Origin of the sequence: Arthrobacter sp. ATA002, from assembly GCF_026898095.1 — a bacterium.
In the GTDB taxonomy this organism is placed as follows: Bacteria; Actinomycetota; Actinomycetes; order Actinomycetales; family Micrococcaceae; genus Arthrobacter_B.
The window spans coordinates 710,925-723,448 of the sequence record NZ_CP114015.1; the positions used below are offsets into that span (position 1 = coordinate 710,925).

Consider the following 12,524-nt stretch of genomic DNA (forward strand, 5'->3'; position numbering starts at 1 on the left):
CAAGTGGGCGCGGTGCTCTGCACAGTAGTAAATCATCGATGCGGTTCGCCGCGGCGCTCCGACAGGGTGCCGCACCTCAATCTCCCAGTATTGCGCACATCGCGTAGCCTGTTCAGCATGATCAACCGCGGACTCAGTCTTCCGGTCATGCCAACCCGGATTATCTGGCACGAGTCCATGCTGGAATACAACTTTGGCATTGGCCACCCCATGAGTCCGCTGCGCCTGGATCTGACCGCCAGGCTGGCCCGGGAGCTCGGGATCTTTGACCTGCCCGGAGTCTCCCTGGGAGAGCCGTACGTGGCCACCGACCGGGAACTCGGGACTGTCCACAGCAGCGGGTACATCGCAGGAGTCCGCAGCGTCAGTGAAAACCCGCGGACTGTGCATGAGGAATTCGGTCTGGGCACCGAAGATAATCCGGCATTCGCGGGGATGCATGAGGCCAGTGCCCGGCTGGTCGGCGGTTCGCTGGCTGCTGCTGATGCCGTCCTCTCCGGCGAGGTGCTCCACGCGGTGAACTTTGGCGGCGGAATGCACCACGCTGCCGCTGAACGTGCCTCGGGGTTCTGCATCTACAACGACGCCGCGGCCGCCGTCGCCCGGCTGCTGGCCGGGGGAGCCGGCAAAGTCCTGTACATCGATGTCGATGCCCACCACGGTGACGGAACCCAGAGCATCTTCTGGAACGATCCGCGCGTCATGACCATTTCTCTGCATGAAACCGGCCTGACGCTTTTCCCGGCACCGGCTTCGCCAATGAAACCGGCGGTCCCGGCGCCGAAGGCACCGCCGTCAACGTCGCGCTGCCGCCCAAGACGTCCGACGCCGGCTGGCTGCGGGCATTCCACGCTGTGGTTCCGCAGCTCGCCGAGGCCTTCGCCCCGGATGTGATCGTGAGCCAGCACGGCTGCGACAGCCATGTTGACGATCCGCTGACCAACCTCCGGCTCAGCGTGGAAACACAGCGGCAGGCGGCCCTGTCGATCGCCGACCTGGCGGCCAACCTTTGCGGCGGCCGGTGGATCGCAACCGGCGGTGGCGGCTACAACGTGGTGTCGGTGGTACCGCGCTCCTGGAGCCTGCTGATGTCAGTGGCGGCAAACGGCCGGATCCGGTGCAGCACGCCGGTCCCCGTGTCCTGGCGCGAGTACGTGAAGGAACGCTACGGGGAGGATACCCAGCCGCTGATGGGCGACGGCGTGGAGCTGTGGTGGAGGTCCTGGGAAGTCGGCTATGACCCCAATGACGAGATCGACCGCACCGTGATGGCCACCCGGAAGGAAATCTTTCCGCTCCACGGGCTGGATCCCTGGTTCGACTAGGGAGCGCCCGCCGCTTCCGGGGTAGCGCCCGCCGCTGCCGGGGAGCGCCTGTGCCGCCGGGCCGGCAGCGGAACCGGCACTTGGCCGGGAAACAGATAAAGTGGGTGTCATGGTCATCGATGATGTTTTTGCCGTCATTGCGGAAGGCACCCGCCGTGAACTGCTGGGGGCACTGCGCAGCGGCGATAAATCCGTAGGCGCGCTTGTGGCAGAGCTGGAAGTCAGCCAGCCCACCGTGTCGAAGCACCTGAAGGTCCTCCGCGAAGCCGGGCTGGTCAGCATGCGCGCAGAGGGCCAGAAACGCTACTATTCCCTGCAGTCCGCTCCGCTGGAGGAGATTGTCCTGTGGCTCAGGGCGTTCGACCTCCCCTCGCTGCAGGAACCCAAAACGCAGGAGACGCGGCTCGCACCGGTCAACGCAGCCGGTTCCGCCGTCGGCGCCGGTGCTTCGGGCACCGTCCCGGCAGTCCGAACGGGACGGCAGCTGTTTGCCGGCCGTCCGGCGTCACCGGATCCCCGCTCAGCTGCGGCAGCCGCATCAGCCGGGTTGGAACCCGGGAGCATTGAAGCGCAGCCCGCCGGCGCCGATCCGGCCGCAGCCGCGCAGCTGGGACGCACCGTTGGACGGGCCGCTGAGCGCGCCGCCGACCTGCTGGGCCAGTTCCCGAAGTTCCGGCGCCGCCGTTCCTAGGGTGTCTTCCCCCGTCACACATCGCAGGCACGGCACGCGGACGCTAGCGTAGTACGTGGGGAATAGTCGAAGGAGCAATCACAACCATGGACCCAACACTGATCAGCGTGCGCGACGACGTCTTCCGCCGCAACCCGGGCGAGACCGAATTTCATCAAGCCGTTGTCGAAGTCTTCGACACCTTGGAGCCCGTGCTCCGCAAGCATCCCGAGTTCGGTGAGGCCGCCATCCTGCAGCGGATCTGTGAACCGGAACGGCAGATCATTTTCCGGGTGCCATGGGTGGATGACCGCGGACAGGTGCAGATTAACCGCGGCTTCCGGGTCGAGTTCAACTCGGCGCTCGGGCCCTACAAGGGCGGGCTGCGGTTTCACCCCTCGGTGTATCTGGGCATCGTGAAGTTCCTTGGATTCGAGCAGATCTTCAAGAACGCGCTGACCGGCATGCCGATCGGCGGCGGCAAGGGAGGTTCGGATTTTGACCCGCGCGGCAAATCCGACGCCGAAGTCATGCGGTTCTGCCAGTCCTTCATGACCGAGCTGTACCGCCACATCGGCGAATACACCGACGTCCCCGCCGGCGATATTGGCGTGGGCGGACGGGAGATCGGCTACCTCTTCGGCCAGTACAAGCGAATTACCAACCGCTACGAGTCCGGCGTGCTGACCGGTAAGGGCATCAGCTGGGGCGGATCCCTGGTCCGGCCTGAAGCCACCGGCTACGGCGTGGTGCTTTTCGTGGAAGAAATGCTCAGAACCCGGAACCTGAGCCTGGACGGTCAGCGCGTTATTGTCTCCGGCTCGGGGAACGTCGCCATCAACGCGATCGCGAAGGCCCAGTCGCTCGGCGCCAACGTCGTCGCATGCTCCGATTCGCAGGGCTACGTCGTGGATGAGACCGGCATCGATGTGTCACTGCTCCGCGAAATCAAGGAAGTGGAGCGCGGCCGGATGACCGACTACGCCAAGCGCCGCGGCAGCTCCGCCACCTATGTGCCCGGCGGTTCGATCTGGGACGCCGGTGCGGCGGTAGCGCTTCCGTGTGCCACGCAGAACGAGCTCGACGACGCCGATGCCGCCGCCCTTATCAAATCGGGTGTCATTGCCGTGGCGGAAGGGGCCAACATGCCCTGCACGCCCAAAGCGATCGAAGCGTTCCAGGAAGCCGGCGTGCTCTTCGGCCCGGGCAAGGCCGCGAACGCGGGCGGGGTGGCCACCTCGGCCCTGGAAATGCAGCAGAACGCCAGCCGCGATTCATGGTCCTTTGAACACACCGAGCGCCGGCTCACTGAAATCATGGTGAATATCCATGACAGCTGCGCACGGACCGCCGAGGAATACGGTTCGCCGGGCAACTACGTGGTGGGCGCCAACATTAACGGTTTCGTCCGGGTGGCCGACGCGATGCTGGCCCAGGGCGTCATCTAGCGCCGGCTGGCTACACTTTCCGGTGTCACATTGCGTCAGCAACGGCAGCCGGATTTGCGGGGTGGTGCGTGCCGGGTCTACGGTCGGAGGCATGACAAAGCGTTGGTATGCGTATTTTCCGTTGGCTCTGGAGGAGCCCGCGCGGTAATACGCTGACGCTTTCCTTCAGAGCCACCGGGGCAGGGATCATTCCCTGCCCTTCGCCATATCCGGCGGGGCTTTGATGAGTCTTCCCGCCGGTCCGCAACCTGCCGAACGGGAAAGACCATGACTGTAACCTCCGGACCCCTGGCCGAACCGGCTGCCGCCCCCGGCGCAGCCGCCCCCGGCGCCGCCGGACGCGGCCCGCGCCCCGCCAGCCAGCGGATCAGCGGGTTCCGCCCGCTCCCGGCTCCCCGGCAGCTGCTGGCGGATTTGCCTCCCGCCCCCGCGCTGATCCGCAGTATCGAGCGGTCTCGGACGGAAATACAGGCTGTCCTGAATGGCGTGGATGACCGGCTGCTGGTGATTGCCGGGCCCTGTTCCATCCACGACCCGGCAGCGGGGCTGGACTACGCCCGGCGCTTGGCGGTGGCCGCCGGGGAACATCAGCAGGACCTCCTCATTGTGCTGCGCGCCTACTTTGAAAAGCCCCGCACCACCATTGGCTGGAAGGGCCTGATCAACGACCCCCGCCTGGACGGATCCCACGACATGGCTGAAGGCCTTCAAACAGCCCGCCGATTCCTGCTCGAAGCCGGGAACCTGGGACTGCCGGTTGCCACCGAGTTCCTGGAACCCGTCACCGCGCCGTACCTGGCCGATTTGGTGAGCTGGGGTGCGGTGGGAGCGCGGACCACCGAGAGCCAGGTTCACCGTCAGCTGGTGTCGGGGCTGCCTCTGCCGGTGGGGTTCAAGAACGGAACGGACGGGTCCCTGGATGCAGCCATGGATGCCTGCCAGGCAGCGGCGGCGCCGCAGAGTTTCCCCGGGATCGACGAGACCGGCCGGGCAGCGGCGGTCCGCACCACGGGCAACCCGGACACACACGTGATTTTGCGCGGCGGTGCTGCCGGGCCCAACTTTTCAGCAGCGGACGTGGCGGCTGCGGCTGAGGCCCTGGCGGCCAGGGACCTCAACCCCCGGCTCATCATTGACGCCAGCCACGCGAACAGCGGCAAGAGCCACGTGCGTCAGGCGGAGGTGGCGGTGGAACTGGCCGGCAGGCTTGCTGAGGGGGAAAGACGTCGTCCGTCCTGGCGGGAGTGATGCTGGAAAGCTTCCTGGTTGCCGGTGCCCAGAAGATGGACCCGGCCCGCCGCAGCCCCCTGGTCTACGGCCAGAGCGTGACCGACGCCTGCATGGGCTGGGAAACCACCGGGCAGGTGCTGTTCTCGCTTGCCGAAGCGGCCCGCAGACGGCGCGAAGATGGCCGGTGAACTTCCGCTAACGTGACTGCAGACACTAGAGTGGAAGACCGGACGGTTAAACAACGGCCGTCCACAGCAGTCCCAGCGACAGTCACCGCGTCTTCACTCCGAAGCTGCACTGCAGCCGGTTGTTGCGCATCATTAAAGGACTTCAGGAATGGCAGACGAGGGAAATTTCTCGGACGTGAAGTTTCTGACCGTGTCAGAGGTCGCGGATGTCATGCGGGTGTCCAAAATGACGGTGTACCGGCTGGTGCACTCGGGCGAGCTCCCCGCCGTCCGTTTCGGACGGTCGTACCGGGTGCCGGAGTCAGCGGTCCAGCAGGTGCTGAAAAACGCCGTCATTGGCCGGCGTTCCGACACCGCGTAGCGCTGTCACTGGATACCGCAGTGAGGCGGTACCCTGTTAAAGAACGTTTTACATCGTGGCAACTATCTGCCGGTGTCAATGCGCGGGTGCCAACGGCGCCGAAGCGTTGGAGCCGGCGTCTGACTATTTCAAGTTTGTGAGGACTCTGTGGGTTCAGTTATCAAGAAGCGCCGCAAGCGGATGGCAAAGAAGAAGCATCGTAAGCTGCTTCGCAAGACCCGCCACCAGCGCCGCAACAAGAAGTAACCAGGTTCTTTCCTGACGCAGCCCGCCGTGCCCTTCGGGGACCGGCGGGCTTGTGGTCTAAGGCCGGGCCTAGCGGGACCGGACCCAGGAAAAGCCCCGCCACAGGCCATAGGCGCCACCTGCGACCGTGGCGCCCTTTAAACCCAGGGTGGCGGCGCGGCGTCCGGACCGGAAATCATAGATGGGCCAGTTACGGTCCCTGGCGTGACGGCGCAGCCGCGCATCCGGGTTGATCGCCACCGGGTGCCCCACCAGGCTGAGCAGCGGGACGTCATTGTAGGAGTCGCTGTAGGCCCAGCAGCGGTCAAGGTCGAGGCCTTCCTTCTTGGCCAGGACCTTAACGCCTTCGGCCTTCGCGGGGCCGTGCAGGAATTCTCCCACCAGGCGGCCGGTGTAGAGTCCGTCGTCAATTTCGCTCACCGTTCCCAGTGCGCCTGTCAGATGCAGCCGGTCCGCAATTACCGACGCCACTTCCACGGGTGTTCCGGTGACCAGCCAAACGGGGCGGCCCGATTTCATATGCTGTTCGGTGAGGGCGCGGGTTCCCGGCCAGATCTTGGATTCGATCATTTCGTCATAAACTTCTTCACCAAGGACCCGGATATCCGCGGCCGCCAGGCCGGTGGCCAGCGTCAGGGCAGCGTCGCGCACCGAATGCACATCCTTGAGGTTTTCGCCCTGCAGCATGAACCGTGCCTGCTTGCGGGCGAAACCGAACGCCTGACGCAGCGTAAAGACCTTGCGCTGGTACATTTTGCGGCCCACATGGAACAGGCTTGCGCCGCGCATCAACGTATTGTCCACATCGAAGAACGCAGCCTCGCCGGGCCGGACCGCCGCTGCCATGGGCTCGGCGGCTCGTACTGCGGTGGTTCTGGGCATACCACTGAGTCTACGCAAAAAGTTGGCCGGGGCACGGCCGCCCTGCCCGGGTGCCGGGGGAACACGGCCGGGCGGCTATTTTAGAGGTATGACCTCCCCCGCTGCGCACCCTGATCTTCTCCTGCTCACCCGGCCGGGCTGCCACCTCTGTGAACGGGCCCGTGCGGTCCTCGAGCGGATCCGGTCCGACCTGGGCACCCCATGGCGCGAACAGTCCATCGAAGGGGACGCGGACCTGACGTCCCGTTTCGGAGAGGAGATACCGGTGCTCCTTATTGACGGGATCCAGCGTGACTTTTGGCAGCTTGATGAAGCAAGAATCCGCCGGCTCCTGCGAGCCTAGTCCGGGGAGGCTTTGTCCCGCCCGGCTGCGGGCTTAGAGTGGAAAACCCCGGCAGCACCAACAAGCGATAGGGACACGTGAGCACCTCTGAGGAATCCGACCGGCCGGCCGGTGCAGCCGCCCGGCACATTCCGCCTGCATCGCTGGCCCGCCTCACCATCTATCTCCGGGCCCTGAGCAGCATGCTGGGCGAGGGCAACGAACGTGTGTCCTCGGATGAACTCGCTGAAGCGGCAGGAGTAAATTCTCCCAAGCTCCGTAAGGACCTCTCCTATCTGGGGTCCTACGGCACCCGCGGCGTCGGCTACGACGTGTCCTACCTCAGTGAGCAAATCGCGTCGGCGCTGGGGCTGACCCGCAGTTGGCGGGTGGCCATTGTTGGGGCCGGAAACCTTGGCAGGGCCTTGGCCGGCTATCCGGGTTTCGGAACCCGCGGCTTCGAAGTGGTGGCCCTGCTCGACGCTGACCAGCTGATGATTGGCCAGGAAGTCGGCTGGCTTCGCGTCAGCTCAGTCGAGGTCATGGAAAGCGTACTGGAACGGACCCGAACCAACATGGCCGTCCTCGCCGTCCCGGCCGAGGTGGCCCAGGACCTGTGCGACCGCCTTGTCGCGTTTGGGGTCACCAGCATTTTGAGCTTCGCGCCGGTGCTGCTGCAGGTTCCCGGCCATGTCCAGGTGCGCAAGGTTGACCTTGCCACTGAGCTGCAGATCCTGGCCTACCATGCCCAGCGCGCCCAGGTCTCGAACATTGCGTCCGAGGCCCGGGCCCGCCTGGCGAACTAGCCCGCCGCAGCCGCCCTGGTGCATGGCCGGGAACTTGTCAGGGCATGCCCAGATACTGGCTGCGCCTGGGGCGGAAGTACCTGTTGCAGTCGCGTCGATAGAGCAGCGCGAGACCTGCGGCAGCGACCAGCAGGGCCGCGGCCTGCGGAGCCGCGCCGGCCGCGGCTGCTTCCGCCAGTCCGGCTGTGGCCAGAACCGAGCCGCCGATGCGTGCCCAGTTTCTGCCTTCCCGAATGAGCACGGCGACCAGCAGGTAGATCCCGAACACTACGACCGCCGAGGCGAGGGCAGCCACCTGCAGGGCCGCAGCGTACTCTCCGGCGTTCACGCCGACTTTCTCGAGCTGGACCGCATTCGGCGGCAGCTCTTCACCGGGCTGCGGCTGGTCTGGATCCCCGCGGTGAGGCTGATGATGCCGGCCGCCACGATCATGGCGAACGCCAGTCCCACCGCCTTCGGCCGGGGGCCCTTCCACTCGCTGTAGGGGATCCGGGCCGGAACGGCAGGCTGCGGAACCCCAGCGGGCGGATCGGGGATCATTACGCCGCCGGTGCCGCGCGGTCCCGGAGCGTCTGACCACCTCCTGTCTGTTTCATGCCTCCCACGCTTCCGGCTCACCGGAGCGGGACGGGCGGGTCCGGGAGCATGTCCGGCGGGCGGGCCGTCTCCTGCGGGCAGCGCCGGTGCCGCCGGTTCGGCCTTGGCCGCCGTGCGCCGGAAAGCGGGAAGACGGGCGCCCCGGGCCTTTTGGGGATGGCCGAACACACGGGGTTTCTGGGGGTTGGGCGAAGCAGGAAGTGAACTCATCTTCGGAGGCCGCCTTCGTCAAAAGGGATACGCTCCCCGGCGGGCGTCACTGCCGGCCCGGCGGGTCATCAAACGCTACAGCGCTTCTCCGGCGGTGTGACCAGCAGCAGTCGTTTGCGGAAGCTCCGGGGCATGAAAAAGGCCGGCCCGGATGCCGGGCCGGCCTTGCGGTAACTGCCGGCAGGGCCTGGTGCTAGCAGTTCCCAGCCGTTGGCAGCGGCTTAGTAGTAGGGGCCGAAGCGGGGCTGCGGCCGGAAGTACGGCTGTGCCTGCGGGCGGTAGAGCATGACGATGCCGGCAATCCCGGCGAGCGAAGCAACCAGCGAGAGCAGCTCCATGGGGGAGGAGAACGCTAGGCCGGTGAGCAGGGACAGCAGCACGCCCACTGCGGACAGGGCCGCGAAAACCGTTCCAACGATTCGCGCCCAGTTCTTTCCCCTGCGGACCAGGTATGCGATCAGGACGTAGACCAGCAGGACGATCACTGACATGACAATGCCCGTGGTCACGGCAAAACTCTGCACCATGTCTTCGGTCATGCCGGCCTCGTCAAACACCTGCCGGTCCTCCGCGGAGAGGGCGCCGAAAATGTCCTGGTCCGAGATCGAAAGGGACGAAGCGATCATGTAGATCAGGGTCAGGGCTCCGGCCGCGAGGATCAGCCAGAATCCGGTCATGACCTCGCGGGAGGCTCCCTTTGCCGCCGGGCAGCTGCCCTGATCCCGGGTATGCGTATCCGGACGGCTGGGCGGACTGGTAACCGTAGGGGCTCTGCGGCTGCTGCCCGTACTGCTGCTGGTTATAGGGCTGCTGGCCGTAGGGAGGTGGCTGCTGTCCGTAGGGCTGCTGGCCGTAGGGGGAGGCTGCTGCCCGTACTGCTGCTGGCCGGGGGACTGCTGCCCCGGCTGACCGTAGGGGGTGTAGGGCTGGTCCGCCGCTCCCGGCTGCTGCTGGCCATACTGCGGCGTCTGGGGCAGGCGCTGGCCGTACCTGGGCTCGTCGTCGGCGGCGGAGCCGGGATCTCGGGGCTGGTTCGGGTCTCGGGGGTCCGGAGAATTCGGAGGTGTGCTCATTGCCGCCTACTTGCTGGTTGGTGCAGAAGCTGCTCGGGCAGACGCCGGGTCTTTTCGATGCAGCCGTTTTCTGCGGATGCTGTCGGATGCTGTGCAGTGCCCTCGGGCACACCGGGCGAACCACGGCTGGCCGGGCCCACCGGCGCCGGGAGGGAACGCAATCGGATTCTCCAAGCCTATCGCGGCCCCCGCCGTCCGTCGCTGCCCCCGGACGGGAAGCAAGGGGACACTCCGGCCGGCTGCCGGAGTGTCCCCTTTGTGGTGGCCCGTCGGGCCCGCTGTGTGCGGCAGGCGTTAGCTTGCCACGAACTCTGCGTCCACGGCGATCGTTACCTTATCGCCCACGAGCACGCCACCGGTTTCCAGGGCGGCGTTCCAGGTCAGGCCGAAGTCCTTGCGGCTGATAACCGTGGAACCGGAGAATCCGGCGCGGGTGGCGCCGAAGGGATCCACTGCCACGCCGTTGAATTCAGTGTCCAGGACCACCGGACGGGTGGTTCCCTTGATCGTCAGGTCACCGGCCACCTTATAGGTCTCCCCGGAGCCTTCAACGCCCGTGACGGCGAACGTCAGTTCGGGAAACTGCTCAACGTCGAAAAAGTCCGCACCCTTGACGTGTCCGTCACGGTTGGCGTCGTTCGAGTTGAACGATGCGGACCTGATCACTGCGCTGATGGTCGACCCTCCGAGGGACGGTCCGACCTCCATGACCGCGGTGACGTCGTCGAAGTTGCCGCGCACCTTGCTGATTCCGGCGTGGCGGACTGTGAAGCTCACCTCACTGTGCGTGCCGTCGAGGGTCCAGGTTCCGGTGGAAAGTCCGCTGGGGATCATGCTGTTCTCCTGTTGCTGGTGGGTGTCGGGGCGTACCCCAATGCGTTTCGATGCATTTGCATCTACCTTTGCACATATTTGTTCAAGCTTCAAGTATTTCTTCAGATTTAGTTCAGGACACTTCCTCTGCGAAACTTGTTGACATGTCCCGTGCCTCGATCCACCTCGTCCGCCATGGAGAAGTCTTCAACCCAGACGGAGTCCTTTACGGGCGCCTGCCGGAGTTCCACCTGTCCGATCTGGGACAGGAAATGGCCCGCCGGGTTGCCGGATACTTCGACGACCGAAGGGGTGACGGCGCGAAGCTGGTGCACCTGGTGGCGTCGCCGCTGACCCGGGCGCAGGAGACTGCTGCACCGATTGCCGCCGCACTGGGCCTGGACATCGCGACCGACGAACGCATCCTGGAAGCGACCAACCGCTTTGAAGGCCTTTCCGGTGTTACCAGCCGGCTGCGCAATCCGCGGTACTGGCCACTGATGTACAACCCTTTCAAGCCGTCCTGGGGTGAGCCCTACGCCGCCCAGGCCGAACGCGTCATGGCGGCCGTCCAGGACGCCCGGGTGCGGGCCCTCGAGCTGGGCGGCGACAAGGCCGAAGCCGTGCTGGTCAGCCACCAGCTGCCCATTTGGGTGACGCGGCTGGCGGCCGAGGGCCGCAGGCTCTGGCACGATCCCCGGAACCGCCAGTGCACGCTGACCTCTGTCACTACGCTGGATTTCGACGGCGACACGCTGGTGGACGTCCGCTATGCCGAGCCGTCCGCGGACCTGCTGCCCGGGGCTGCGAATATTCCGGGAGCATAATAGAATTACTACGCGTTGTAGAAGTGGCAGCCCCCGCCGCGATGAAAGCTGGAAATAGTTGAAAAATCCCCAGAGCATTCCCCAGTCGGATGCCATGCGCCGCCGCGCCTTTCTTAAGCTCGGAGCCGGTCTGGCCGTCGGCGTACCCCTGGTGACGGCTGCGGCCGGATGCGCCGTCGAGGATCCCCTGGCCGCCCAGGCTAAAGCGGGGGACAACAAGAATTACATCGCCGGTGACGGGTCAGTCACTGAATATGCCGCTGGCCAGCGCGGGGAGCCCGTGGAATTCTCGGGCACCCTCTTTGACGGCACCACCGTCCCCTCCTCGGAGTTCGCCGGCAACGTGGTCGTTTTGAACTTCTGGTACGCCGCCTGCGCGCCGTGCCGTAAGGAAGCCCCGGACCTGGTGGAACTGCACGGAATGTTCGAGCCCGAAGGCGCACGCTTCTACGGTGTCAATATCCGGGACGAGCGCAGCACCGCTGAAGCTTTTGAGCGCTCTTTCGGCATCAACTACCCCAGTTTCCAGGACAAGGACGGCGGGATCCTGCTTGCCATGACGCAGTTCGTGCCGCCGTCGGCTGTTCCCACCACCCTGGTGCTCGACCGCGAAGGCCGCGTTGCCGCCCGGATCCTCGGCCTGGCGGAGAAGAGCACCTTGAAAGCCCTGATATCTGACACGCTGGCAGCTTAGCCGGCATGTTCTCTTCCGTTCCCGCAGCAGCGCTGCCAGCAGCGAATGTTTTCGCCGAGACCATCCTCAACGGGTCCATGCTGCTGGCCATTCCCGTGGCGGCCCTCGCCGGGCTGGTGTCCTTCCTGTCACCCTGCGTGCTGCCGCTCGTTCCGGGCTACCTGGGTTACGTCACCGGTCTCACCGGCGTCGACCTGCAGAAGCAGCGCCGCGGACGCATGCTGGTGGGCATCGGCCTGTTCGTGCTTGGATTCTCGACAGTCTTCGTCATTATCGGCGCCGGGATCGGGCAGCTGGGCGGGTGGCTGCGCGGCGCCGACCAGGCCTGGATTTCACAGGTCCTGGGCGCCGCCATCATTGTCCTGGGCATTGTCTTCATGGGCGGCCTGAGCTGGTTCCAGCGGGACCGCAAGATTGCCGCGCGTCCGCCGGCCGGGCTGTGGGGTGCGCCGCTTCTGGGCATTACCTTCGGCCTGGGCTGGGCTCCGTGCCTCGGCCCGACCCTGTCCGCCGTGCAGCTGCTCTCCTTCTCCGGAAACGATGCCACCGCCGCCAAAGGCGCATTCCTGACCTTTATCTACTGTCTCGGCCTGGGGTTGCCTTTCCTGCTGATAGCGCTGGGCTTCCGGCGGGGGATGGGCGCCCTCGGCGTCTTCCGCCGGCACCGGCTCGCGCTCCAGCGGTTCGGAGGCGGCATGCTGATTGTCCTGGGCGTCCTGATGATCACCGGCGTCTGGAACCTCTGGATCAACGAACTCCAAGGTTGGTTGGATAGTGTGACCCTGCCGATCTGATGAGCCGGCACCGAAGCGCCGCAGCTCCTGCCCAGCAC

At 65.7% G+C, this 12,524-nt stretch carries 14 protein-coding genes and 2 pseudogenes; 11 read left to right on the forward strand and 5 right to left on the reverse strand.

Annotated features, from left to right (window positions below; translation table 11 throughout):
• Positions 1-177: 177 nt before the first annotated feature.
• From OL239_RS03625 to OL239_RS03650, 6 genes and pseudogenes are all read left to right on the forward strand, one after another.
• Positions 178-1,325, forward strand: a pseudogene (locus tag OL239_RS03625) (acetoin utilization protein AcuC).
• Positions 1,326-1,434: 109 nt separating this feature from the next.
• A complete protein-coding gene (locus OL239_RS03630) occupies positions 1,435-2,016 on the forward strand; it encodes an ArsR/SmtB family transcription factor (protein WP_268910776.1) in 582 nt (193 codons plus the stop codon).
• 86 nt (positions 2,017-2,102) lie between these two features.
• Positions 2,103-3,443 (forward strand): NADP-specific glutamate dehydrogenase, encoded by a 1,341-nt coding sequence (gdhA, locus tag OL239_RS03635; RefSeq protein ID WP_268910777.1) that lies wholly within the window; start codon positions 2,103-2,105, stop codon positions 3,441-3,443.
• A 267-nt stretch (positions 3,444-3,710) separates the two neighbouring features.
• Positions 3,711-4,861 (forward strand): annotated as a pseudogene (locus OL239_RS03640) (3-deoxy-7-phosphoheptulonate synthase).
• A gap of 148 nt (positions 4,862-5,009) precedes the next feature.
• Positions 5,010-5,222: a helix-turn-helix domain-containing protein gene (locus OL239_RS03645; protein ID WP_268910778.1), complete on the forward strand. Its 213-nt coding sequence runs from the start codon at positions 5,010-5,012 to the stop codon at positions 5,220-5,222.
• Between the two features lie 147 nt (positions 5,223-5,369).
• Positions 5,370-5,468: a 30S ribosomal protein bS22 gene (locus OL239_RS03650; RefSeq protein ID WP_003792170.1), complete on the forward strand. Its 99-nt coding sequence runs from the start codon at positions 5,370-5,372 to the stop codon at positions 5,466-5,468.
• 69 nt (positions 5,469-5,537) lie between these two features.
• Here the strand turns inward: OL239_RS03650 and OL239_RS03655 are convergent, their stop codons facing one another.
• Positions 5,538-6,350, reverse strand: a complete 813-nt coding sequence (locus tag OL239_RS03655; RefSeq protein WP_268910779.1) for an HAD family hydrolase — start codon at positions 6,348-6,350, stop codon at positions 5,538-5,540.
• Between the two features lie 88 nt (positions 6,351-6,438).
• Here OL239_RS03655 and OL239_RS03660 point away from each other — a divergent pair, with 88 nt between their 5' ends.
• Positions 6,439-6,693, forward strand: a complete 255-nt coding sequence (locus tag OL239_RS03660) for a glutaredoxin family protein (RefSeq protein WP_268910780.1) — start codon at positions 6,439-6,441, stop codon at positions 6,691-6,693.
• Positions 6,694-6,770: 77 nt separating this feature from the next.
• Positions 6,771-7,478, forward strand: coding sequence for a redox-sensing transcriptional repressor Rex (locus OL239_RS03665; RefSeq protein WP_268910781.1), 708 nt, complete (start codon positions 6,771-6,773; stop codon positions 7,476-7,478).
• Positions 7,479-7,515: 37 nt separating this feature from the next.
• Here OL239_RS03665 and OL239_RS03670 read toward each other — a convergent pair whose 3' ends face one another.
• The 4 genes from OL239_RS03670 to OL239_RS03685 all read right to left on the reverse strand — a co-directional run bounded on the left by OL239_RS03670 (position 7,516) and on the right by OL239_RS03685 (position 10,192).
• Positions 7,516-7,806 (reverse strand): hypothetical protein, encoded by a 291-nt coding sequence (locus OL239_RS03670; RefSeq protein WP_268910782.1) that lies wholly within the window; start codon positions 7,804-7,806, stop codon positions 7,516-7,518.
• Complete coding sequence (locus tag OL239_RS03675; protein ID WP_268910783.1) at positions 7,803-8,018, reverse strand: hypothetical protein; 216 nt, start codon at positions 8,016-8,018, stop codon at positions 7,803-7,805. Before OL239_RS03675 ends, OL239_RS03670 begins: the two co-directional genes overlap by 4 nt.
• A gap of 488 nt (positions 8,019-8,506) precedes the next feature.
• Positions 8,507-9,358 (reverse strand): hypothetical protein, encoded by an 852-nt coding sequence (locus OL239_RS03680; protein WP_268910784.1) that lies wholly within the window; start codon positions 9,356-9,358, stop codon positions 8,507-8,509.
• A gap of 294 nt (positions 9,359-9,652) precedes the next feature.
• Entirely contained in the window at positions 9,653-10,192 is a 540-nt protein-coding gene (locus tag OL239_RS03685; protein WP_268910785.1) for a YceI family protein, read from the reverse strand.
• 143 nt (positions 10,193-10,335) lie between these two features.
• Here OL239_RS03685 and OL239_RS03690 point away from each other — a divergent pair, with 143 nt between their 5' ends.
• From OL239_RS03690 to OL239_RS03700, 3 genes are all read left to right on the forward strand, one after another.
• Entirely contained in the window at positions 10,336-10,998 is a 663-nt protein-coding gene (locus OL239_RS03690; protein ID WP_268910786.1) for a histidine phosphatase family protein, read from the forward strand.
• A 94-nt stretch (positions 10,999-11,092) separates the two neighbouring features.
• Entirely contained in the window at positions 11,093-11,692 is a 600-nt protein-coding gene (locus tag OL239_RS03695; RefSeq protein WP_442864277.1) for a TlpA family protein disulfide reductase, read from the forward strand.
• Positions 11,693-11,697: 5 nt separating this feature from the next.
• Complete coding sequence (locus OL239_RS03700) at positions 11,698-12,486, forward strand: cytochrome c biogenesis CcdA family protein (RefSeq protein ID WP_268910788.1); 789 nt, start codon at positions 11,698-11,700, stop codon at positions 12,484-12,486.
• The last annotated feature ends 38 nt before the right edge of the window (positions 12,487-12,524 follow it).